This is a genomic window from Vicinamibacterales bacterium, assembly GCA_036504215.1.
Taxonomy (GTDB): domain Bacteria; phylum Acidobacteriota; class Vicinamibacteria; order Vicinamibacterales; family Fen-181; genus FEN-299.
On record DASXVO010000047.1, the window covers coordinates 1 to 22,483 of the forward strand.

The following is a 22,483-nucleotide window of genomic DNA, read 5'->3' on the forward strand; positions in this document are numbered from 1 at the left end:
GGAAGCGATTTCACGGGAAAGTTCCGTGGTCGCGTCCAGGTGTGCGAAGGTCGTTGCCGGAGCCGGGTCGGTGTAGTCATCTGCGGGAACGTAGATGGCCTGCATCGAGGTGATGGACCGGCCGCGGGTGGAGGTGATGCGCTCCTGCAGCTCGCCCATCTCATCGGCGAGGGTGGGCTGGTAGCCCACGGCCGACGGCATGCGACCGAGGAGCGTGGACACCTCGGAGCCCGCCTGGGTGAAGCGGAAGATGTTGTCGATGAAGAGCAGCACGTCCTTGCCTTCCGCGTCGCGGAAGTACTCGGCCGTCGTCAGCGCCGACAGGCCGACGCGGAGGCGGGCGCCCGGCGGCTCGGTCATCTGCCCGTACACGAGCGTGCACCGCGACTTGGACGGGTCGCCGGCCACGATGACGCCGCTCTCCTGGAACTCTGTCCAGAGGTCGTTGCCCTCGCGCGTGCGTTCACCGACGCCGCCGAACACCGACACGCCGCCGTGCTTGAGCGCGATGTTGTGGATCAGTTCCTGGATGATGACCGTCTTGCCGACGCCGGCGCCGCCGAACAGGCCGATCTTGCCGCCCTTGAGGTACGGCTCGATGAGGTCGACGACCTTGATGCCGGTCTCGAACATCTTGAGCTCGGTGGACTGATCGACGAGCGCAGGCGCGGCGCGGTGGATCGGCCAGCGCTCCTTCGAGTTCACCGGCTTGTCCGGGAAGTCGACCGGCCGGCCGAGCACATTCAACACGCGGCCGAGCGTTTCGGGACCGACGGGTACCGTGATCGGCTCGCCGAGATCGAGGGCGCGCATGCCGCGCTGCATGCCGTCGGTCGGCTCCATGGCCACCGCGCGGACGCGGTTCTCGCCGAGGTGCTGCTCAACTTCGGCAATGACGTCCATCGCGGTCGCGCCGGCTCCGCCCTCGGAGTGAATCCGGACCGCGTTGTAGATGGCCGGCAGATGTCCGCCCTCGAACTCGATGTCGATGACGGGACCGATGACCGCGACGACCTTGCCGGAGTGCTGGGAAGTCTGTTCCATAGCCTTCAGTCGGTGATGCTTGTCAGTCGATGATATTCGTCAGTCGACCATGCCCGTCAGTCGACCATCCCTGTCGGTCGCCCGGCGCCGGCTAGAGCGCCTGCGCGCCCGACACCACCTCGATGATCTCTCGCGTGATCGCCGCCTGGCGCTGTTTGTTCATGGTCAGCGTCAGACTGTCGATGACATCGCCCGCGTTCTTCGTCGCGTTGTCCATCGCCACCATCTGCGCGGCATTGCCGGCGGCGGCCGATTCGAGCAGCGCCCGGTACGTCTGCACCTCGACGACGCGCGGCAGCAGCCCGTCGAAAATCTGCTGCGCCGACGGTTCGTACAGGTAGTCAACCGTGGCGCTCGAGTCCGTGGGTTCGAACACCGCCTTCGTGATCGGCAGCATCTGGTCGATGACGATGCGCTGCTGGAGCACGGACTTGAACTCGTTGTAGGCGAGGAACACCCGGTGCACCTCGCCGTTGGTGAACATCCGGATCGCCTCTTTCGCAATGGCCTGCGCGTGGCCGTATTCCGGCTTGCGCGTGAAGTTCACCAGTTCGAACTGAATCGGGTAGCCGCGGCGGCGGAAGAAGTCGCGCCCCCTGCGGCCGATGCAGCCGAGCGTCACCTTCTTTTCCGGGTGATCGAGGATGAAGTTGGCGGACGCGCGGATGATGTTCGCGTTGAAGCTGCCGGACATCCCCTTGTCGCCGGTGAGGACGATCAGCAACGTGGGCTCGTCCGGCCCGGCCTCCGGCTGCGCGAGCAGCGGGTGCAGGGACGGGTCCACGCGCGCGGCGACGCTGTTGAGCACGCGCGTGGCCAGCAGCGCGAACGGACGCGCGTTCAGGATCCGCTCCTGGGATCGACGCAGGTTCGACGTGGCCACCATCTTCATGGCCTTCGTGATCTGCTGCGTCGACTTGACCGCCCGGATCCGCCGACGAATATCAATCAGTGACGGCATGTTCTGATGTGCTAGGCAGCCTTCCGGGCGGCGAGAAACTGCTCGCCGAACTCCTTCAGCGCCGCGTCGATGTCCGCCTTCAGTTCGTCGCTCAACACCTTCTTCTCGCGCAGCGTCGTCAGGATGCCCGGGCGCCGCGTGTCGATGAAGCGGTAGAGTTCCTTCTCGTACGCGTCGGCCTCGGTCACTTCGAACTTGTCGAGGAACCCGTTCGTCGCCGCGTAGACGATCAGCACCTGCTTCTCGACCGCCAGCGGCTCGTACTGCGGCTGCTTCAGGATTTCCATCAGCCGGCGGCCGCGGTTGAGCTGATCCTGCGTCGCCTTGTCGAGGTCGCTCGCGAACTGCGCGAACGCCGCGAGGTCGCGGTACTGCGCGAGGTCGAGGCGCAGGCGGCCGGCCACCTGGCGCATCGCCTTCACCTGCGCGGACCCGCCGACGCGCGAGACCGACAGGCCGACGTTGACCGCCGGACGCTGGCCCTGGTTGAAGAGGTCGCTCTCCAGGAAGATCTGGCCGTCGGTGATCGAGATGACGTTCGTCGGGATGTACGCCGACAGGTCGCCTGCCTGCGTCTCGATGATCGGGAGCGCGGTCAGCGAGCCGCCGCCGAGTTCCTTGTTCATCTTCGCCGCGCGCTCGAGCAGGCGCGAGTGCAGGTAGAAGACGTCGCCCGGGTACGCCTCGCGGCCTGGCGGGCGGCGCAGCAGGAGCGAAATTTCGCGGTAGGCCTGCGCGTGCTTCGACAGGTCGTCGTAGACGCACACCGCGTGGCGGCCGCTGTCACGGAAGTACTCGCCCATCGCACAGGCCGAGTAGGGCGCGATGTAGAGCATCGGCGCCGGATCGGCGGCCGTGGCGGCCACGACAATCGTGAACTCCATGGCGCCTGCCTCTTCCAGCGTCTTGACGACGTGGGCGACCGTGGAGGTCTTCTGCCCGATCGCGTTGTAGATGCAGACGACGTCCTGGCCCTTCTGGTTGATGATCGTGTCGATGGCAATCGCCGTCTTGCCGGTCTGGCGGTCGCCGATGATGAGTTCGCGCTGGCCGCGGCCGATCGGGATCATCGTGTCGATGGCCTTGAGGCCGGTCTGCACCGGTTCGCGCACCCCCTGCCGATCGACGACGCCCGGCGCAATGCGTTCGATGGGCGAGACCTTCTTGGTCGCGATCGGCCCCTTGCCGTCAATCGGCTGACCAAGGGCGTTGACGACGCGGCCGAGCATCTCCTCGCCGACCGGCACCGAGATGATGCGCCCGGTGCGCTTCACCGGGTCGCCTTCCTTGATCTGGCGGTACTCGCCCAGCAGCACGGTGCCGACGCTCTCCTCTTCGAGGTTCAGCGCGATCCCGAACACGCCGTGCGGGAACTCGATCATCTCGCCGGACATCGTCCGCTCGATGCCGTGCACGCGCGCGATGCCGTCACCGATCGACACGACCGTCCCGACCTCGGCCACGTCCACGTCCACGGCGTAGCTGCCGATCTGGTCGCGGATGATCTTGGAGATTTCTTCGGCTTTGATTTCCATAAGGATCGAGGCTCTGAACTCCGAATCAACTACGCCGACTGGGTCAGCGTGTCCTTCATCTTCTCCAACTGGCGCTGCACGCTGCCGTCGTAGACGACGCTGCCGATGCGCGTGACGACGCCGCCAATGATGGCGCGGTCAACCTTCGTGGTGACGATGACGTCCCGGCCGGTCTTCTCGGCGATGGCCTGCTGCAGCGCCTGAACGCGGTCGGCGGGCAGGGGCACCGCGGAGGTGATCTCCGCCTGGACGACGTTCAGGAAGTCCAACAGGCGGCGGCGATACTCGTCGAGCATGTCGGACAGCAGCACGAGACGATCGCGATTCGCGAGCATGACGATCAGCTTGCGGACCACCGGGCTGACGGTGAGGTGGTCGAGCAGATCGGTCACGAGCGCCGCCTTGCGCTGCGCCGGAATCGCCGGGTTGACGACCGCGCGCCTCAGTTGGTCGTTCGACTCGACGATGGCGACAAACGACGCGAGTTCGGCCTCGACCGCCTTGGGGTCGGCTTCCACCCGGCTCACGTCGAGCAACGCCCGCGCATACCGCGCGGCGGAACTGCGATTGGTCATCTCCTAGGCTCTCGGCTCTCGGCTCTGGGGCCTGCTAGTGTCTCACCTGCGTCACATACCGGTCGATCAGCCGGGTCTGGTCCTCATCGGTGATCGTGCGCCTCACGCGCTCGGTGGCGACCGACACCGCGAGTTCGCCGACGCGTTTCTTCAGGTCGCGCTCGGCGATCCGCAGTTGCGTGTCAATCTCGCGGCGTGTCTGATCGAGCATCCGCTGGCGCTCGAGGGCCGCCAGTTCGCGGATGCGGACCTCTTCGGCCTTGATGTCGCCGAGGCCGCGTCGTTTCAGCGCGTCGAGTTCGGCCGGCAGCGCCTTCAGTCTGGCGTCAATCTGCTCGAGTGCCGCGGCGGCTTCGGCCCGCATGTCGGCAGCCTTCTTCAGATCACTCCTGATCGTCACGCCCCGGTTCTGCAGATACGTGGCGAAGGGCGATCTGAGCAGATAGATCAGCACGCCGGCGAGAACCGCAAAGTTGAAGAGACGTGCGATCGGTGCCCAGATCGATTCGGACGTTTCCTCTCCGTGCTCCTTCGCCCCGCGTCCGCCGGCGTGTTCGGCTGAACCGGCGGCCTCTGTGGTCTTGTGCGGCTCGCCGGCTTGCGCGCCGCGCCCGGCCGGCGGCCCGGCCGTCTCGGGTGCGGGCTGCGCGTGCTCGGCTGCGGGCGCCTGCACAGGAGCCTGCGGCGCGGCGATCGCGGGCCGGATCGCGACCAACGTCACGAAGAGGCAGACAATCGCCAGCGCGGCGGCCCGATGTGGTGCTCGCGGGGCGGATGAACTTGTGTGGGTCGGAACGGTGGTCAAGGGTTTACGACGCCTTTCGATCGAGCACGCGTTCCACGATGGCCTCGCCAAGCGCATCGGCCTCCTTTTCGAGCTGCGCGGAGGCCGCCAGCTTCTGGGCCTGCAGTCGCGCGCTGGCGTCGGCCACACTCGCCTCAACTTCCTGGCGAGTCTGCGCCATGATGGCGGCGCGCTGATCGTTGGCCAGACGACGGTTCTCGTCCATTTCCCGGTACACGTCGGCCTGCGCGGCCTTGGTGCGCCGCTCGAACTCGGCGGTCGCTTCGCGTGCGCGCGTCGCGGATTCCTGCGCCAGTTCCTGCGCCGTACGGATGGCTGCCTCGCGCTCGCGCATGACGCGACCGATCGGGCGGAACAGGCCGCGGTCGAGAACGACCGCGATCAGCAGGACGAAAACGATGACCCAGATGACAGCAAGGCCCGGGAGCACCTGAGCGCACCTCCCACCCGCGCGCGCGATGATGCGACACGGCACGCAGGGCACAGATCAGAAACGCGGGGACGCGAGGGCAAACGACACGAAAACATCAATTTATACCATGAGATAGGTGCTGGGTGCTATCTGCTATGTGCTGAATGCCCGCGAAGGTGCTGGGTGCTATCTGCCAGGTCCGTCGGTGCACGATGTCAGCACGATTGCCGATCCGGCCGATGGGGCGACCGTTCCGATCTGCACGGCTGGGACGCCCGCGCGCGCGAAGGCGGCAGCGGCCAGGCTGGCCTGCCTCGGGTCAACGGCGGCCAGCAGGCCGCCCGAGGTCTGCGGATCGAAGAGGAGCGCCCACAGCGCAGCGTCCATGTCCCCGCCGCCGGCGACTCCTTCGGCAAAATGCTGCTCGTTGGTCTTCATCCCGCCCGAGCGATTGTCCGCGAGGTCACGCGCGCCTGGAAGCAGCGGGATTGAAGAAGCTTCGAGGCGCAACGTCACACTGCTGGCGACGGCCATTTCGCTGGCGTGGCCGGCCAGGCCGAACCCGGTAATATCAGTACACGCGTGGACGCTTCCCTTCGGCAGGGTGAGCAGCGCGTCGGCTGCGGCCCTGTTCAATTGCACCATCGTCGCGATCGCCGCGTCCATCGAGAGCTTGGGCGCGCGATCGAACTTGATGGCCGTCGCGATGACTCCCGTCCCGATCGGCTTGGTCAGGAAGAGCGTGTCGCCCGCGCGCGCACCGGCGTTCGCCCAGACGGCGTCTGGCGCGACCACGCCGGTGATGGCGTAGCCGAATTTCACCTCGCGGTCCTGCACGGTATGGCCACCGAGGAGGGCGACACCGGCTTCTTGCAGCTTGCGGAACCCGCCGAGAAAGACGTCGCGGATGATTGACGCGTCGAAATCCGCCTTCGGGAAGCCGGCGATGGCCAGGGCGGTGAGGGGCCGGCCGCCCATCGCGTAGACGTCGCTCAGTGCGTTGGCGGCGGCGATGGCGCCGAAGGTGGCCGGGTCGTCGACGACGGGTGTGAAGAAGTCCACGGTCTGGACGAGCGCCGTGGCGTCATCCCACCGGTACACACCGGCATCGTCCGCGGTCCTGAAGTCCACCAGGACACGGTCATCGGGCTGAAGAGGAATGTCGCCCAGAACCTGGGCGAGCTCGCCTGCGGCGAGTTTGCTCGCTCAACCCGAACAGGAAACCATTTCGGTCAGACGTTTGGCCATAGATCCAGACTTGACGATGATAATCGAGAATCAGGGACAGTCAGTCGCGGACCACAAGGTGACGGTCGGCCGTGCGGCGTGTCAGTCGATGTCACGAGGCGTCCGTCGGTGCTACGGGCATCGGTCGCTGTTCGCGGATCGTCAGTCGAAGCCGATCGTTGTCGGTCGGGGATCCTTCGGCCGTCCGACCGGCCCGGCTGCCCTGGGATCTATGTCTGACCAACGGGTCATTCATATGACCCAATGGTCAGCACGCCCATGCCGGGAGCACGTTGACCCGGAAGATTCGTCGGCGTCGCCACTGGAGGTCCTGTCCCGTGACTGAATGGCCGTCGTCGCCTGATAGTCGATTGTCTTCGCGTCAGTCTTCCGTTAGCAACTCGAACAATCGCTGCAACTCATCTTCGCTCTTGAAGTCGATCTCGATTCGGCCGCCCTTCCGCTGGCGGATGATGCGGACCTGGGCGCCGAGGCGGAGGCGGAGATCCTGTTCGGCGGCGCGAGTGTGGACGTCCGGCTTCTTTTCCTTCGGCGGCGGCGGTGGCGTCGTGAGGCGCTTGACGAGCGCCTCGGTCTCGCGCACCGACAGGCGACGCGAGACGATCTCTGCGGCTGCTTTCGAAATCGCCGGGTCGTTCTCGAGCGCCAGCAGGGCTCGCGCGTGCCCCATCGACAACTGGCCTGATGAGACCTGGTCGCGGACAGCCGGCGGGAGGCGCAACAGGCGCAACGCGTTGGCCACCGACGACCGGTCCTTTCCCACCACGTCCGCGATTTGCTCCTGCGTCAGGTCGAACTCGTCGCTGAGCCGCCGGTAGGCGAGTGCCTCGTCGATGGCGTTCAGGTCTTCTCGTTGGATGTTCTCGATGAGCGCCATCTCGAGGAGCCGGGCGTCCTGGCCCGGCGCCACATCTTTCACGATGACCGGCACTTTGAGCAGGCCGGCATGTTGCGCGGCGCGCCATCGCCGCTCTCCGGCGATGATCTGGTAGTTGCTTCCCACCCGGCGCACGATGATCGGCTGGATGATGCCGTTTGCCTTGATCGAGCGAGCCAGATCTTCTACGCCCGCCTGGTCGAAGTGGCCGCGGGGTTGGAACCTGTTCGGCTCGATCCGATCGACGTCGACTTCGAGTGCTCCGATCCGTGGTTCTGGCGCGTCGGGGATCAGGGCGCTGAGGCCTTTACCAAGTGCGGGTCTCTTCTCAGCCATCGTGGTCTACGTGCTCCAAGGGGAAGTCTGTCAATTCTTCGAGACCGCTGCCAGCCGCGCCTCGTGGCGCGCGATCACCTCGCGGCCGAGGGCGATGTACGCCTCGGATCCGCGCGACTTGGGGTCGTAGACGACCACCGGCAGGCCGTGGCTCGGCGCCTCGCCGAGGCGCACGTTGCGGGGAATGACCGTTTCGAACGTCTTTCCCTGAAAGAACTGCCGCACTTCGTGTGCGACCTGCTGTCCCAGGTTCGTCCGGTCGTCGTACATCGTCAACAGCACACCTTCGATGTCGAGCGCCGGGTTGAGGGCGGCGCGCACGCGGCGCATCGTTGACACCAGCTCGGCAAGTCCTTCGAGGGCGAAGTACTCGCAATGGAGCGGTATGAGGACGGCGTCGCAGGCGACGAGAGCGTTCAGCGTCAGCAGGCCGAGCGAGGGAGGACAGTCGATGAAGATGAAGTCGAACTGCTCGGCAACCGGCCGCAGGAGAGTGTTGAGGCGCTGCTCGCGCGCCAGGAGACCGACCATCTCGATCTCGGCACCTGTCAGGTTCCGGTCCGCGGGTATGAGGGAGAGCCCTTTGAGTGGCGTCTCGAGCACGAGGGTGTTGAGGTCGACCGCATCGTCACCGGTCAGCGCCCGGTAGATGGAGTGCTCGGTATCGGCCCGGTCGCGCATGCCGACCCCGCTCGTGAGGTTGGCCTGCGGGTCGACGTCAACCAGGAGGACCCGCCGGTCTGCCAGGGCGAGAGCGGCGGCCAGGTTGATGGCGGTGGTGGTTTTGCCGACACCACCCTTCTGGTTCGCGACGGCGATTATCCTGCCCATTTTCAATTAGTTAACGGTGATCTCTTTCCGTGTGTCGCAGGCGATGCGTCTGCTCGGCGGTGTTTCACGTGGAACAACTGGCGGACACACGCAGCCGTCAAGGATACCAGATAACCGGGAAGACGAGACAGTCCGGTGCCACGAGTGCGGCACTACCCGGCGATGGGCATCATTCTCGTGACATGTTGGTGCTGGCGCCGTGGACCGCGTCTGGTACTTCCCGCTGTTCCACGTGGAACAAGTCCGCCTCATTGCGCCGCAGAAACGGACGGCGGTCCCGCGGGATCGAACTTCTTCAGCACAACCAATCGACTTTGCAGCGACTCGACCAGCGGGTGCGAGGCCTGCCAGAAGAGCGGAGGCGTTGGCGTGGCGGGAACCTCGGCCCCGGCCGGGCCGCGGAACAGGAGGCACTGTCCCCCGGCCTTCAGGAATGCCTGCAGCCCAGTCAGGACGCGCGGCTCAACGCGCACGGCACGCATCGTCAGCACATCGAACGCCTCATGTAGTTCGGGTCGCGCAAGCAGCGACTCGTACCGGCTCGTCTCCACACGGAGATCAATCTTCAACTGCCGCCCGGCTTCGCGAAGGAACGCACACTTGCGCGTCTTTGCCTCGACCAGCGTGAAGTCGAGCGCTGGAAGCGCCAGTTTCATGGGAATGGCCGGGGACCCTCCGCCGGACCCGATGTCAATCAGAGAACCGTCCCGCCGCTCGACATGCCGCGCCGCCACGAGCGGCTCGACGAGCAGACGGTCGATGGCGCGGTCTCCCCCGCCTTCGAGATCGAGCGCGGTCAGGTTGATCTTCGCGTTCCATGCCTCGAGCAACCGGTAGTAACCCTCGAGCCCGACGACGAGTTCCGACGACAGGACCACGCCGGCCCTCTTGCATCGTCGCTTCAGCCGTTCGGTGAACTCGCGGGTGGTCATCCGGTACTGATCTCGGACGATAGGCTGGAGAACATTCGGGGAGGCGCGGATGAGAGGGAGAAAAGTGCTAGCACTTGGCACCTTTCAGTTTCTCCACATGGAACCCCACCACTGCAATGGCTGCCGGCGTCACGCCAGGGATCCGACTCGCCTGCCCCAAGGTCTCCGGCCGGGTCTGGGAGAGGCGCTCGATGACTTCGCGTGTCAGGCCTGGGAGGCCGTGATAGCAGAATCCCTTAGGAATTCGGCGCGACTCCTCGCGCCGCCCCCGCGCGATCGATGCCAGCTCACGCTTGATATAGCCCTCGTACTTGACCGCGCACTCCAGCGACGAAAGCTCCATCTCCCCACGCGCAGCATCGATCTCGCACTCGAGCCGGCCCCCCTGCAACAGACTCGCAAGTGTCGTCTCCGGTTGCCTGATCAACTGCTCCGCCGGCACCCGGTTTCCGCTCTTCTGGCACCTCAGCCATGTTGACGCGACCCTCGCCCGGTTCCCTTCGAATCGCGCGCGCCTGTTCTCGAATCGCTTCCACCGCTCCTCGTCCACCAGGCCGACGCGCTGCCCGATCGGCGTCAAGCGCAGGTCGGCATTGTCAATCCGCAGCAGCAGTCGGTGCTCGGCGCGCGAGGTGAACATCCGATACGGCTCCAGGCAACCCTTCGTCACCAGGTCGTCCACCATCACGCCGATGTAGGCTTCGCCTCGCCCGAGAACGGCCGCTTCCCTGCCCTGCGCCGACAGCGCGGCGTTCACCCCGGCCAACAAACCCTGGCCCGCCGCCTCCTCGTAGCCAGACGTCCCGTTGATCTGGCCCGCGAGGAACAATCCAGAAATCCGCTTGGTCTCGAGCGTTGCGCGCAACTCGGTTGGATCGATGAAGTCGTACTCGATCGCGTAGGCAGGTCGCAGCATGACCGCGTCTTCGAGGCCAGGCAGCGCATGAACCATGTCGAGCTGAATCTCCTCGGGCAGACTCATCGAGAACCCGTTCACGTAGATCTCGTCAACGTCCAGACCTTCTGGTTCCAGGAATACCTGATGCCGCTCCCGGTCGGAGAACCTGACGACCTTGTCCTCAATCGACGGGCAATACCTCGGACCTACTCCCTGAATCTGGCCATTGAACAGCGGCGACCGGGCGATGTTGGCCCTCACCAATTCGTGGACCCGCGCCGTTGTGTGCAGTTGGTGGCAAACGACCTGGGCCCGGTCGATGACGCCGCTCTCGAACGAGAACGGGACGATCGGGTCGTCGCCCACTTCGCGCCTGAACGCGCCCGAACGGACTGCACCCTCGAAGTCGATACTGCGCCGGTCGAGACGAGGCGGCGTGCCCGTCTTCATTCGACCCCATCGGAACCCGAGGTCCTTCAGCGACTCCGCCAGTTCGTGCGCTGGTGCCTCGCCGAACCGACCCGCCTGCCGCTGCTCGGAGCCGATGTGAATCACGCCATTCAGAAACGTCCCCGTCGTCACAATCAGCCGGGGACAGGAGAATGCCCGCCCGTCCACCATCTCGAGTCCCGCCACCGCGCCATCGCAGGTCAACACCCCGCCCGCGGCACCGACGATCCACTCGATGTTCCCCTCGCCGTCGAGCGTGCCCGTCACCCATTCCCGGTACCGCCGCTTGTCCGCCTGGGCGCGCGGCGACCATACGGCCGGACCCCGACTCCGATTGAGCACCTTGAACTGGATGCCGGTGGCGTCAATCGCCAAACCCATCAGGCCACCGAGTGCGTCGATTTCCCGAACGAGATGTCCCTTCGCCGTGCCGCCTATCGCTGGGTTGCACGGCATCTGCGCGACGGTCTCCCTCGATAGTGTGCACAGTCCCACCCGACAGCCCATTCGGGCCACGGCCCAAGCCGCCTCGCACCCCGCGTGGCCAGCGCCGACCACTATCACATCGAAGGATTGCATCGAGGGAACCGCTCGCATCCAAGCAATAAGCTATTTGCCAATGCAGAACTTCGAGAAGATCGCTTCGAGCAGATCCTCGGTGGTCCGCTTCCCCGTCACTTCCTCGAGCGCCTCTCTCGCCGACAGGAGATCCGACAGAATGATTGTTTCTGTCATTTGCCCCACCTCGTCAGGTGCCAGGTCTCCAATCCGACAGAGGTCGGCCCTTGCGCGCACGAGCAGGTCAACATGCCTCGCGTTGCTCACCGCCGGGAGACCGCCGCCTTCAGGGAGCGCGCCAGTCTTTCTGGTGATTGACCTAATTAGGCAGTCGATACCTTCACCGGTCCTTGCGGACACACAGACGATATCGCGCGCGCCTCGACCCTTGACCTCCGCCTCCCGTCCGTCGACCCCGCTCTGCCCGTCCGCCCGCCGGCAACCACCCTCGCCACCGCCGCAGCCCTCGCTGACCCCCCAGCCGCCAGCACCATCGGTTGTGCCTCGGCCAGACCCGAAGCTACCCCCACAGCAGTACTCTGCCAACTCTGCTCCCGGCTCCCACGCCGCCGGTTCATCGATCTTGTTCACCACGACCAGACCGGGCCTTGACGCCGTGGCCCTGAGCACCCGGCGATCCTCGTCACCCAGAGAAGAGGACCCATCCAGCACCACGATTGCGAGATCTGCGCTCTCGCCCGCCAGTTCAGCCCGACGAACGCCCTCCCGCTCGGCCTCGTCATCGCTGCCTCGCAACCCCGCCGTGTCCGCGAGCGTCACCTTCGCGTCGGCGAGCGTCACGACCTCCGTCAGCACGTCGCGCGTCGTGCCGGGTGTCGCCATCACGATCGCGCGATCGACGCCGACGAGTCGATTGAACAGCGTTGACTTCCCCACGTTCGACCGCCCGACAATCGCCACCGTCGCGCCTTCGCGAATCAGTCGGCCCCGAGCCGCGCCCGCCAGCAATTCGTCGATGCGCGCAACCACGCGCCTGACCGCCTCCGCCACCTCGCCCGGCGCGACAAAGTGGAACTCCTCCTCCGCAAAATCGATCGACGCCTCGAGGCGGACGGTCAGATCGAACAACTCGCGCTCGATCTCGGCAATCCGCCCAGCCAGCGTTCCCTGCAGTTGATCGAACGCCACGCGCGCCTGCGCGGCCGTCGTCGCGGAAACGAGATCCTCCACCGCCTCCGCCCGCGTGAGATCGAGTCGTCCATTGAGAAACGCGCGGAGAGTGAACTCGCCGGCCTTCGCCAGACGCGCCCCCGCGCGAACCGCCGCGAGGATCAACTCGTCCACGACCACCGGGCTGCCGTGCACGCTCAGTTCGACGCAGTCTTCGCCCGAGTACGACGCCGGCGCTGCGAACGCCGTTGCGATGGCCTCGTCGATCGGCCGCGGCGCCGCCCCAGGTCTTTCGGCCACCGCAAGCCGGACGAGCGTCGCGTGCCGCGGTTCCAGTGTCTGGTGAGTCTCGCACAGAGCGCGCGCGACATCGAATGCACGCGGACCGCTCAGCCGCACGACTGCCAGACCGCCGCGCCCTCTTGGAGTCGCAAGCGCGACGATCGTGTCGTCCGCGGAATACATGGAGTCCGGCCAGGAGCGCAGGAGCGGGCCCGAAACCCGCCCCTACAGCAGTTTGCGAACCGGCTTGGCGGTGATGATGACGGTCTTGACGGCGGCGTCGCCGATGCTCTCCGTGTCGGCCAGGCCCTGCTCCGCGATCGCCATGTGGACGATGCGGCGTTCGTAGGCGTTGAGAGGACCGAGCTTCTGCTCGAGCCCGGCGCGCTTGGCCCGCTCGCCCAGGAACAACGCCATCTGGCGCAGCTCCGCGTCCTTGCCCCTGCGGAAGCCCATACAGTCAACGACGATCCGTTTGTGCTCGGGCAGTTCGTGCCGGAAGACGGTCGACGCGATGTGCTGCAATGCCTGCAAGGCCTCGGCCTTGTGTCTCAGCAGAACCTCGCCCTCGTCGCCGGCGATGTTGACGCGGGGGCCATCGCCTGTGTCCTCGACCGTCGCCTCCACGTGCAGGCCCATCGCGGTGGTGACGCTCTTCACGAAGTCCAGGAGGCGAGAGTTGATGTCGAGTTCGTCCACGTTGTCACCGTTCTCCGTTACCCGTCGCGGGCACCGAGGCCCGCGGCCACTCATTGACCCTCACGAAGGCCAGCGGCCACACTCGCCGCCGACTAGCTCTTCCCTTTGGTCTTCCGCTCGGCTGCCGGTCGCGCCGTGTTCGCCGGCCCGACGAGATTGTTCGTGATGTACTGCTGCCCGATCGCCAGCAGGTTGCTCACGAACCAATACAGCACCAGGCCGCTCGGCACCCAGAGGAACATGAAGGTGAAGACGAGCGGCATGAACATCATCATCTTCTGCTGGACGGGATCGGCCGAACTCGGCGTCATCCTCTGCTGCCAGAGCTGGCTCGCGCCCATCAGGATCGGCGTCACGTAGTACGGGTCGTGCGCCGACAGGTCGGTGATCCACAGCGTGAAGGGCATGCCGCGAATCTCGATCGCCTGGGACAGCAGCGAGTAGAACGCGAACAGCACCGGCATGGTCAGCAGCATCGGGAAGCAGCCGCTGGCCGGGTTCACGCCCTTCTCCTTGTAGAGGCTCATCACCTCCGTGTTCATCTTCTGCCGCTCGGGGTCGGTCGCCTTCAGCTTGCCGTACCGGTCCTGGATCCCCTTCACCAGCGGCTGGATCTCCTGCATCTTCCGCATCGACACCATGCTCTTGTGACGGAGCGGGAACATGACGGCGTTGATGAGGAACGTCAGGATGATGATGGCCCAGCCGTAATTGCCGACGTAGCCGTTGATCCACTTGAGCGCGCGCAACAGCGGCACGGCCAGGAAGTCGAAGATGCCGTAGTTGATCGTGCGCACCAGACGGCGGTCGAGCGCTTCGAGAACGTCGAAGTCCTTCGGGCCGAAGAAGAAGGTCAGATTCGACATCGACTCCTTCTGCCGCACGCCCCACGCCACGAGCTCGGTGACCTTCTTCGGGTCCCGTCCCGCCGGCGCGGGAAGCGTCACCGGCGAGTACTCGACGCGCACCATCTTCTTCGGAAGCGCCATCGCGATGAAGTAGTGGTCGTCGACCCCGGCCGCCGTCATGTCACCTTCCTGCACAGGCGCCGCCGGCAGGTCCTTGCTCGCCAACCGCTGCACCTTGTCCTCGCGGACGACGATGCCCTCGGGCTTCTGGATGTAGCTGCTGCTTTCGGCGCCCGGGATCTGATCGCCAAGCCCGGGTCCCCACAGTACCGTCGGATTGAGCGCGCGGTCGCCCACGAGCACTTGCGCGCTGACGCGCAGCGTGAACGACGCCGGCTCGAAGGTGAACTCCTTGCGGGCGGCCAGGCCAGACGCATCCTTGTAGTCGAACACGACCGTCTGGGCCTGTCGCGTCGCATCGACTGGGTCACCACCGCCCGAGACCTTGAACAGCGCCTCGTTCACCTGACGCGTGATGGCCGCATCATCGACCTTCAACTCGAACGGCCGCGCGTGCTCCGGCCCGAGATATTGCGGCACCAACTCCTGCGGCTTCTTCTGCAGATCCAAATACTGTTTGAGGCGCCAGCTCTTGAGGTGCGCGCCGCGGTTGGTGAAAACCGCGCGCACGTGTCGCGTCTCGACCACCACGTCCCGCTCCGTCTCGTCCGCCACGATCGGCAGCCCCGTCTTCACGGCCGCCGGCTGGGCGTTCGCCGCAACCTCCACGGAAATCGGAGGTCGGTCGCCACCAGGGCTCTGCGCCGCAACCGCGGCCGGCGTAGGCGCCAGGGTGGCCGCGACCGCCTTGTTCTTCGCCGCCGCATCCTGGGCCGGCTTGATGACAAAGACCTGGTAACCGTAGAGGACCAGGAAAGAGAGGAAGATGGCAACGAGTAGACGCTTTTCCATGAAACCTGTGATCGGCGGGTCAGAGGACCCGCCATGCGGTGCAATTACTGCGATCCACGGGGCCGAAGACCCGCGGTGCGATGTTGTGCCGGAAAATCACTCCGAGGGTCATTATCCCGTCGGCGCGGCCAGGTATCCGGCACCGGGTCGAGCCCATGAGCGCACAGGGGCTGGCAGCGCAAGATTCGCCAGACGCCCAGCCATCCGCCGCGGAGGGCGCCGTGGCGCCGCACCGCCTCAACCATGTATTCCGAACAGGACGGGATGAACCGGCAGGATCCCCGGAAGAGCGGCGAGAGCAGCAACTGGTAGCCGCGCACGGCCGCGAGCACCCCCCGAGCCGGCACGCTGAGCCGCCCGGCACTACTGTCCTGGGCGGGGTCGTCGGACGGCCCGGCGCAGGGCGTATCGGAAGTCGGCTTCAAGGGTGCGGAAGTCGGCATCGAGCAAGTCCGGCCGCGGGATGACTACGATGTCCACGCCTGGCGGTATGTCGGAGCGTCGGAAGATGTCGCGCACCCGCCGCTTCGCCCGGTTCCGAACCACGGCGCCCCCCAACTTCCGGGTCGCCGCGATCCCCAGGCGGCTGATCCCGCGTTCGTTTGGCAGCGCCAGCAGCGTCATGAGCCGGGTGCGGACGCGTTCGCCCCGGTTGTAGACACGCTGAAACTCGGGGCGCTTCCGGAGCCGCTGCGCCGCTCGGAAGGTATGACGGGTTCCGCCAGGCGCCTGTTCCACGAGCGCACCCATTGCCCCTACCGAGACATGGGCCTGGACCCAACTACAGGGCCAGGCGCTTGCGGCCCTTCGCGCGCCGGCGCTTCAGCACCAGCCGGCCGCCCTTGGTGGCCATGCGAACGAGAAAGCCGTGGGTCTTGTGACGCCGACGATTATTGGGCTGAAACGTACGCTTCATGGTCAAATCCTATGCGCGGGCCCCGGCCCGCCTTGTCGCGAAGATGCCGAACTGCCAATGGTAGCGGACCATCTCAGACAAAGTCAACCAGTCCTGCAGCACGCTTCGCGCTCTGGGCTCCAGGCCCTGGCCACTCGACTCGCGATGCGCACCTTCCACCCGCCATTGCGCACCTTCCGGCGCCCTTGGCACTTGGTACCGAGCACCTTCCTGCGCACGAAGCATTCAGCACTCAGCACTCAGCACGTCTCTCGCGCTGAAACTGTGCTACATTGTCCAGCCTTCCTAGTTTTCCACACCCCGGAGGTGCCTCTGAGTTCGGGCTGGTCCCAAAGTTTTCCACAACTGTGGAAATTTATGTTGAAAAACGGCCTCTCGGCAGGCCGCTGTTTCCGGGAAGGGGCGATATTTCGGGATCCGTGGCCGGGCGAAAGTGCCGGAAGCCATATAATTCGGCCGTTCGCACGGGCTGGTTGATGAAGATCACATGAGAATTCTCGGGTTCAGCAGGCGAAAGTCCGATTTTCTCGCGGCAAATTGAGGGGTGGCTGGCACCGCCCGCCAAGATCCGATGGACGACACGAACATCTGGGAGCGCGTCCTTTCCCGTATCGAGACGAAGGTCAATCTGCACACCTTCTACTCGTGGTTCAGGCCGGCCGTCCTGGCCGAAGACCAGGGTGCGACGATCGTCGTCAGGGTCCCTAACTCATTGGTAAAGAACTGGATCCTTCGGCACTACACCGGCGTCATCGCCGAGGCCCTTGCCGAGGTTGGGCGTCCCGGCACCGAAGTCCAGTTGATCGCGGACCTCATCATCGATCCGGCCGACGGCCCGGAACAGCCTCAGCCGTCGTTTCCGGCTGCCGATCCGCCGCCAGCAGAACCCGCTGAGGCTCAGCAGGCTCCCGTCACATCCCTCAGCGGCCTGAACCCGCGCTACTCGTTCGACACCTTCGTCGTTGGTCCCTCGAACCAGTTTGCAGAGGCCGCCTGCCGCGCCGTGGCCGAGGCGCCGTCTCGCTCGTACAACCCGCTGTTCATCTACGGCGGCGTGGGGCTGGGGAAAACCCATCTCATGCATGCGATCGGGCACTACGTGCTCAGTCACCACCGGAACATGCGGCTGGTGTACATCTCGACCGAGCGGTTCATGAACGAGATGATGAACGCGGTCAAGAACGCACGCATCTACGAGTTTCGCGAGCGCTACCGGACCGTGGACGTCCTGCTGGTCGACGACATTCAGTTCCTGGCCGGCAAGGAAGGGACGCAGAACGAGTTCTTTCACACCTTCAACTCGCTCTTCGATGCGCAGAAGCAGATTGTCGTCAGCAGCGACAGCCCCCCGCGCGAGATTCCCTCTCTCGAGGAACGGCTGCGCTCCCGGTTCGAATGGGGCTTGATTGCCGACATCCAGCCGCCCGATCTCGAGACGAAGGTCGCAATCCTCCAGAAGAAGGCGGAGGCAGAAGCCTTGCCTCTGCCCGATAACGTCGCGCTCTACATCGCAGGCAAGATCAAGTCGAATATCCGCGAACTCGAGGGATCCCTCATTCGACTGATCGCGTACGCCTCGCTCAAAGGGCAGGAGATCACGCTCGGCCTCGCGCAGGACGTGTTGAAGCACGTCCTGGATCACGACGAGAAGGCCGTCACGATCGAAGTCATCCAGAAGTACATCGCCGACTACTACCACCTCAAGCCCTCCGACTTGAAGGCTCGCAACAACGCAAAGTCGGTGGCGCGGCCGCGCCAGATCGCGATGTATCTGTGCAAGTCGCTCACCAACTCGTCGCTACCGGAAATCGGCCGGAGCTTTGGCGGGAAGCACCACTCGACCGTCATCCACTCCATCAAGATGGTGGAGAAACTCAAGGACAACGATCGAGATTTCAACAACCTTCTCCACAGCTTTGTCGAGTCGTTACGGTAGCAAAATTGACAACTCCCCCGAGATTTCCACAGCGTCCCTCCGGGGTGCCCCGGAGTCGACTGTGGATGCTTTTCGATCGGGTGGCGGCGGGACTCGGACGCCCACTTCTTCCACAGTTGGCATCCACAGCGCAAATTGTTCAAACGAAAGCACTAAGGTCCTCAAATAACGGTTTCAACAGTCTCTTGTTTCTTATATAATTTCCTCTTCTGATCTCTGTACTTCAGACAACCGATCAAACCGACCGATCTTCAACACCGTTCTCTCACGAGGTCAGCACCGCCATGGAACTTGTTGTGCGCAAGAACGACCTGCTGCGCGAACTGCAACTCTTCCAGGGAATCGTCGAGCGCAACAATACGATTCCTGTTCTCGCCAACGTTCTGATGGAGGCTGACGGCGAGGAACTCCGGTTCCTGGCGACCGATCTCCAGGTGGCGTTGCGGAGCCGTTGTGCAGCCTCTGTGGCGAAAAGTGGGCGGCTCACCCTGCCGGCCAAGAAACTGTTCGAGATCATCCGGGTGCTGCCGGAAACCGACGTGCGGATCGAGCAGGACAAGTCGGGCGTGAGGGTTGCGGCCGATCGGTTCGACTCGCGCATCCAGACGATGCCGGCGGAGGATTTTCCGTCCTTGCCGAAAGCGACAGGGACTCCGAGCCTCGTGCTGCCGAGCGTGCTCTTCCGTCAGATGATCGCGCGGACGCAATTTGCGACCACGAGCGATGACACGCGGTATTTCCTGAATGGTGTGCTGATGGTGGCGAGCGGTTCCGACTTCTCGCTGGTTGCGACCGACGGGCACCGGCTCGCACTGGTGAACGCGAAGCGGGACGGTGCCGCGCCGGCCGAGGAAGTGCGCGTGATTCTGCCGAAGAAGACCGTCGCCGAACTTGGCCGTCTCCTGCTCGAGGTGGACGGCGATATCCAGTACGAGCGGCAGGAGAACCATCTGTTCTTCACGGTTGGCGACCGCGTGCTCGTGTCGAGAATGATCGAAGCCCAGTTCCCGGCGTTCGAGCGCGTGGTGCCGAAGGGCAACGACAAGACGGTCGAGTTCGAGCGCGAGCGCCTCAGCAGCGCGCTCAAACGAGTCGCGCTGTTGTCGCCCGAGCGGTCGCGGGCGGTGAAGTTCGTCATCGAGGAAGGCAAGGTTGAGGTGTCGTCGAGCAGCCCTGAATTCGGAGAGGCCAAAGAGACGATCCAGGCGGACGAGTACAAGGGCGCGCCCCTGCAGATTGGCTTCAACGGGCAGTATGTGCTCCAGTTCCTCGATGTGGTCGACACCGACAAGATCGCGCTCGAACTGAAGGACGAAGTCAGCCAGGCCGTGATGAGACCCATCGGCCAGGCAGGCTTCGACTACACGTACGTGCTCATGCCGATGCGATTCTAGAAGGGATCCCTGATACCGACAGTGCCACCCATGTCAGATAGCAATACCAGTTCCCCGTCGTCCGACGAGCAGGCGCAGGTTCCGATCGAAGCGACCGAGGTTGTCCCGTCGGCCAATGCCCCGGCTCTCGACCCGGCGGGTGCGGCAGACGACTACGGTGCGGACAAGATCAAGGTTCTCGAAGGCCTCGAAGCCGTCCGGCAGCGGCCGGCGATGTACATCGGTTCGACCGGTGCGCCTGGGCTGCACCATCTCGTCTACGAAGTCGTCGACAACTCGATAGACGAGGCGCTCGCCGGCTTCTGCGACACGGTCAACGTCACGATCCACATCGACAACTCCGTCACGGTCGTGGACAACGGCCGCGGCATTCCCGTGGACATGCACGAGAGCGGGAAGTCGGCGGCGGAAGTCGTCATGACGGTGCTCCACGCGGGCGGCAAGTTCGACAACGACAGCTACAAGGTGTCGGGCGGCCTGCACGGCGTCGGCGTCTCGGTGGTCAACGCGCTCTCGGAAACCGTCGATCTCGAGATCTGGCGCAACGGCGAGGTCTACCGCCAGACGTACGAGCGCGGCAAGCCGAACTCGGATCTGGAAGTCACGGGCAAGACGAAGAAGCGCGGGACGAAGATCACGTTCCTTCCCGACGCGCAGATCTTCGAGACGATCGAGCTCACCTTCGACACGCTCGCGCAGCGGCTGCGCGAACTCGCCTTCCTCAACCCCGGCGTCATCATCACGCTGGACGACGAGCGGGGCGAGGGGCGAGGACACAAGTTCCAGTACGAAGGGGGCATTCGCGAGTTCGTCACGCACCTCAATCGCAACAAGACGGGCATCACCGACAAGCCGATCTACATGCGCGGCGAGCGCGACGGCATCGATGCCGAGATCGCGCTGCAGTGGAACGACAGCTACACCGAGACGCTCTACTCGTTTGCGAACAACATCAACACGCACGAGGGGGGCACGCACCTCTCCGGGTTCCGCGCGGCACTGACGCGCACGGTGAATTCCTACAGCGCGAAGAACAACCTCTCGAAGGATCTCAAGGAGAGCATCAGCGGCGACGACATCCGCGAGGGGTTGACGGCGATCATCAGCGTCAAGATCCCGCATCCGCAGTTCGAGGGCCAGACCAAGACCAAGCTCGGGAACACCGAGGTCAAGGGGATCGTCGAGACGATCGTCAACGACAAGCTCGGCGCCTATCTCGAAGAGAACCCGCAGGTCGCGCGGCGCATCGTGATGAAATCGGTCGAGGCTGCGCGGGCCCGCGACGCGGCGCGCAAGGCGCGCGACCTCGTCCGTCGCAAGGGCGCGCTCGAGAACAGCAGCCTCCCCGGCAAGCTCTCCGACTGTCAGGAGCGCGATCCCGCCCAGTGCGAGCTCTACCTCGTCGAGGGTGAGTCGGCCGGCGGGTCGGCCAAGCAGGGCAGGGACCGCAAGTTCCAGGCGATCCTGCCGCTCAAGGGGAAGATCCTCAACGTCGAGCGGGCGCGATTCGACAAGATGCTCGGCAGCGAGGAAATCAAGACGATGATCGCGGCGCTCGGGTGCAGCGTCGGCCCCGAGGACTTCGACATCGAGAAACTGCGGTACCACCGCATCATCATCATGACCGACGCGGACGTGGACGGCTCCCACATCCGCACGCTGCTGCTCACGTTCTTCTACCGCCAGCTTCCGGAGTTGATCGAGCGCGGCTACATCTACATCGCGCAGCCGCCGCTCTTCCGGGTCAAGCGCGGCAAAGCCGAGCACTACATCAAGGACGAGCGCGAGCTCGAGAACTGGCTCATCCACCGCGCGGTCGAGAGCCGGGTCGTGCGGCGGGGAGACGGAACGGAGATATCCGGCGCCGCGCTCGAGAAGAGCCTCCACCGGCTCATCGCGTTCAAGAAGTACCTCGCCGTTGTCGAACGCCGCGGCTACCAGTTCGATGTGGTGCGGGCGCTGATGGACCGCGACGCGAAGGACAAGAACTTCTTCAGTGACCCGGAGGCGTTGCGGCTGCTGGCCGACGAATTGACCACCGCGGGCCGCATCGTGAGCGTGCAGCCGGACGAGGAGCACAACATCTCGGCGCTGCGCGTCGAGACCCGGGCGAACGGCTACTCGCGGCACTACACGGTGGACATGGACTTCGTGGGGGGCGGCGAGTACCGCACGCTGCTCTCCAGCTACCGCGAGATCAAGGGCGTGACGCTGCCGGTCGTCGTGAGCCAGACCACGCCGTCCGTCCCCGAAGTCGACGAGAAGGACGAGGGCACCACCGCGTCGGCCCCGGACGACACCCAACCGGCGAGCGAGACGGCCGACCCCGCGGCGAAGACCGGACCCGTGCCGCCGCCGGCGGCGAAGCCGAAGGACGCCGACGTGACGCTCGAAACGCTCGACGCCCTCGTTGACTACTTCATCGCGGCTGGCAAGAAGGGCGTGGCGATCAACCGGTACAAAGGGCTCGGTGAGATGAACCCCGAGCAACTGTGGTCGACCACGATGAAGCCCGAGATACGCACGCTGCTGCAGGTGCGCGCCGAGGACCACACCGAGGCGGACCAGATGTTCACGACGCTGATGGGCGACCAGGTCGAGCCGCGTCGCAAGTTCATCGAAGACAACGCGCTCGACGTCAAGAATTTGGATATCTAGTCAGGTGCTGACGGTGCCACGGGTGCTGGTGGTGCCGAGGGTGCGAGTGCTGAAGGTGCTGTAGGTGCTGCTGGTGCCGTAGGCGCGGCAGGTGCGGCTGGTGCACGACATGGGCACCACGGCACTAACAGCACCGCACGCTGAGCACCCGTAGCACCGATAGCAGGGCACCGATAGCGCCCGTA

The 22,483-nt window shown here is 64.9% G+C and carries 20 protein-coding genes; 3 read left to right on the plus strand and 17 right to left on the minus strand.

Features of this window, described 5'->3' with window-relative positions; all coding sequences use genetic code 11:
- The 17 genes from atpD to rpmH all read right to left on the minus strand — a co-directional run.
- Positions 1 to 1,044: F0F1 ATP synthase subunit beta (gene atpD / locus VGK32_14015; protein ID HEY3382887.1), on the minus strand; the 1,044-nt coding region annotated here is incomplete at its 3' end.
- A gap of 91 nt (positions 1,045 to 1,135) precedes the next feature.
- Positions 1,136 to 2,005, minus strand: a complete 870-nt coding sequence (gene atpG / locus VGK32_14020; protein ID HEY3382888.1) for an ATP synthase F1 subunit gamma — start codon at positions 2,003 to 2,005, stop codon at positions 1,136 to 1,138.
- A gap of 11 nt (positions 2,006 to 2,016) precedes the next feature.
- The gene (gene atpA / locus VGK32_14025) at positions 2,017 to 3,540 is read right to left on the minus strand and encodes a F0F1 ATP synthase subunit alpha (GenBank protein ID HEY3382889.1); all 1,524 of its coding nucleotides are present in this window, start codon (positions 3,538 to 3,540) and stop codon (positions 2,017 to 2,019) included.
- Between the two features lie 29 nt (positions 3,541 to 3,569).
- Positions 3,570 to 4,115: an ATP synthase F1 subunit delta gene (gene atpH / locus VGK32_14030; GenBank protein HEY3382890.1), complete on the minus strand. Its 546-nt coding sequence runs from the start codon at positions 4,113 to 4,115 to the stop codon at positions 3,570 to 3,572.
- 34 nt (positions 4,116 to 4,149) lie between these two features.
- Positions 4,150 to 4,836 carry a hypothetical protein gene (locus VGK32_14035; protein HEY3382891.1) on the minus strand — a complete coding sequence of 229 codons (687 nt, stop codon included), beginning with the start codon at positions 4,834 to 4,836 and terminating at the stop codon, positions 4,150 to 4,152.
- Between the two features lie 88 nt (positions 4,837 to 4,924).
- On the minus strand, positions 4,925 to 5,350 hold the full coding sequence (locus VGK32_14040) for an ATP synthase F0 subunit B (GenBank protein HEY3382892.1): 426 nt from the start codon (positions 5,348 to 5,350) through the stop codon (positions 4,925 to 4,927).
- A 168-nt stretch (positions 5,351 to 5,518) separates the two neighbouring features.
- Positions 5,519 to 6,580, minus strand: coding sequence for a selenide, water dikinase SelD (gene selD, locus VGK32_14045; GenBank protein ID HEY3382893.1), 1,062 nt, complete (start codon positions 6,578 to 6,580; stop codon positions 5,519 to 5,521).
- Between the two features lie 361 nt (positions 6,581 to 6,941).
- A complete protein-coding gene (locus tag VGK32_14050) occupies positions 6,942 to 7,793 on the minus strand; it encodes a ParB/RepB/Spo0J family partition protein (GenBank protein HEY3382894.1) in 852 nt (283 codons plus the stop codon).
- Between the two features lie 30 nt (positions 7,794 to 7,823).
- Positions 7,824 to 8,624, minus strand: coding sequence for a ParA family protein (locus VGK32_14055; GenBank protein ID HEY3382895.1), 801 nt, complete (start codon positions 8,622 to 8,624; stop codon positions 7,824 to 7,826).
- 248 nt (positions 8,625 to 8,872) lie between these two features.
- A complete protein-coding gene (gene rsmG / locus VGK32_14060) occupies positions 8,873 to 9,556 on the minus strand; it encodes a 16S rRNA (guanine(527)-N(7))-methyltransferase RsmG (protein ID HEY3382896.1) in 684 nt (227 codons plus the stop codon).
- A 67-nt stretch (positions 9,557 to 9,623) separates the two neighbouring features.
- Entirely contained in the window at positions 9,624 to 11,501 is a 1,878-nt protein-coding gene (mnmG, locus tag VGK32_14065; GenBank protein ID HEY3382897.1) for a tRNA uridine-5-carboxymethylaminomethyl(34) synthesis enzyme MnmG, read from the minus strand.
- Positions 11,502 to 11,513: 12 nt separating this feature from the next.
- A complete protein-coding gene (gene mnmE, locus VGK32_14070) occupies positions 11,514 to 13,058 on the minus strand; it encodes a tRNA uridine-5-carboxymethylaminomethyl(34) synthesis GTPase MnmE (protein ID HEY3382898.1) in 1,545 nt (514 codons plus the stop codon).
- 42 nt (positions 13,059 to 13,100) lie between these two features.
- Positions 13,101 to 13,574, minus strand: coding sequence for a R3H domain-containing nucleic acid-binding protein (locus VGK32_14075; GenBank protein ID HEY3382899.1), 474 nt, complete (start codon positions 13,572 to 13,574; stop codon positions 13,101 to 13,103).
- A 92-nt stretch (positions 13,575 to 13,666) separates the two neighbouring features.
- Positions 13,667 to 15,394: a membrane protein insertase YidC gene (yidC, locus tag VGK32_14080; protein HEY3382900.1), complete on the minus strand. Its 1,728-nt coding sequence runs from the start codon at positions 15,392 to 15,394 to the stop codon at positions 13,667 to 13,669.
- Between the two features lie 44 nt (positions 15,395 to 15,438).
- Positions 15,439 to 15,837 carry a membrane protein insertion efficiency factor YidD gene (gene yidD / locus VGK32_14085; protein ID HEY3382901.1) on the minus strand — a complete coding sequence of 133 codons (399 nt, stop codon included), beginning with the start codon at positions 15,835 to 15,837 and terminating at the stop codon, positions 15,439 to 15,441.
- The gene (gene rnpA, locus VGK32_14090) at positions 15,758 to 16,144 is read right to left on the minus strand and encodes a ribonuclease P protein component (GenBank protein ID HEY3382902.1); all 387 of its coding nucleotides are present in this window, start codon (positions 16,142 to 16,144) and stop codon (positions 15,758 to 15,760) included. Before rnpA ends, yidD begins: the two co-directional genes overlap by 80 nt.
- Positions 16,145 to 16,175: 31 nt before the next feature.
- Positions 16,176 to 16,310 (minus strand): 50S ribosomal protein L34, encoded by a 135-nt coding sequence (gene rpmH / locus VGK32_14095; protein HEY3382903.1) that lies wholly within the window; start codon positions 16,308 to 16,310, stop codon positions 16,176 to 16,178.
- Positions 16,311 to 16,881: 571 nt separating this feature from the next.
- Between rpmH and dnaA the strand changes: the two genes are divergently transcribed.
- From dnaA to gyrB, 3 genes are all read left to right on the plus strand, one after another.
- Complete coding sequence (gene dnaA, locus VGK32_14100; GenBank protein ID HEY3382904.1) at positions 16,882 to 18,246, plus strand: chromosomal replication initiator protein DnaA; 1,365 nt, start codon at positions 16,882 to 16,884, stop codon at positions 18,244 to 18,246.
- Positions 18,247 to 18,530: 284 nt separating this feature from the next.
- Entirely contained in the window at positions 18,531 to 19,640 is a 1,110-nt protein-coding gene (dnaN, locus tag VGK32_14105; GenBank protein HEY3382905.1) for a DNA polymerase III subunit beta, read from the plus strand.
- Between the two features lie 30 nt (positions 19,641 to 19,670).
- Positions 19,671 to 22,298 carry a DNA topoisomerase (ATP-hydrolyzing) subunit B gene (gene gyrB, locus VGK32_14110; protein ID HEY3382906.1) on the plus strand — a complete coding sequence of 876 codons (2,628 nt, stop codon included), beginning with the start codon at positions 19,671 to 19,673 and terminating at the stop codon, positions 22,296 to 22,298.
- Positions 22,299 to 22,483 lie beyond the last annotated feature (185 nt).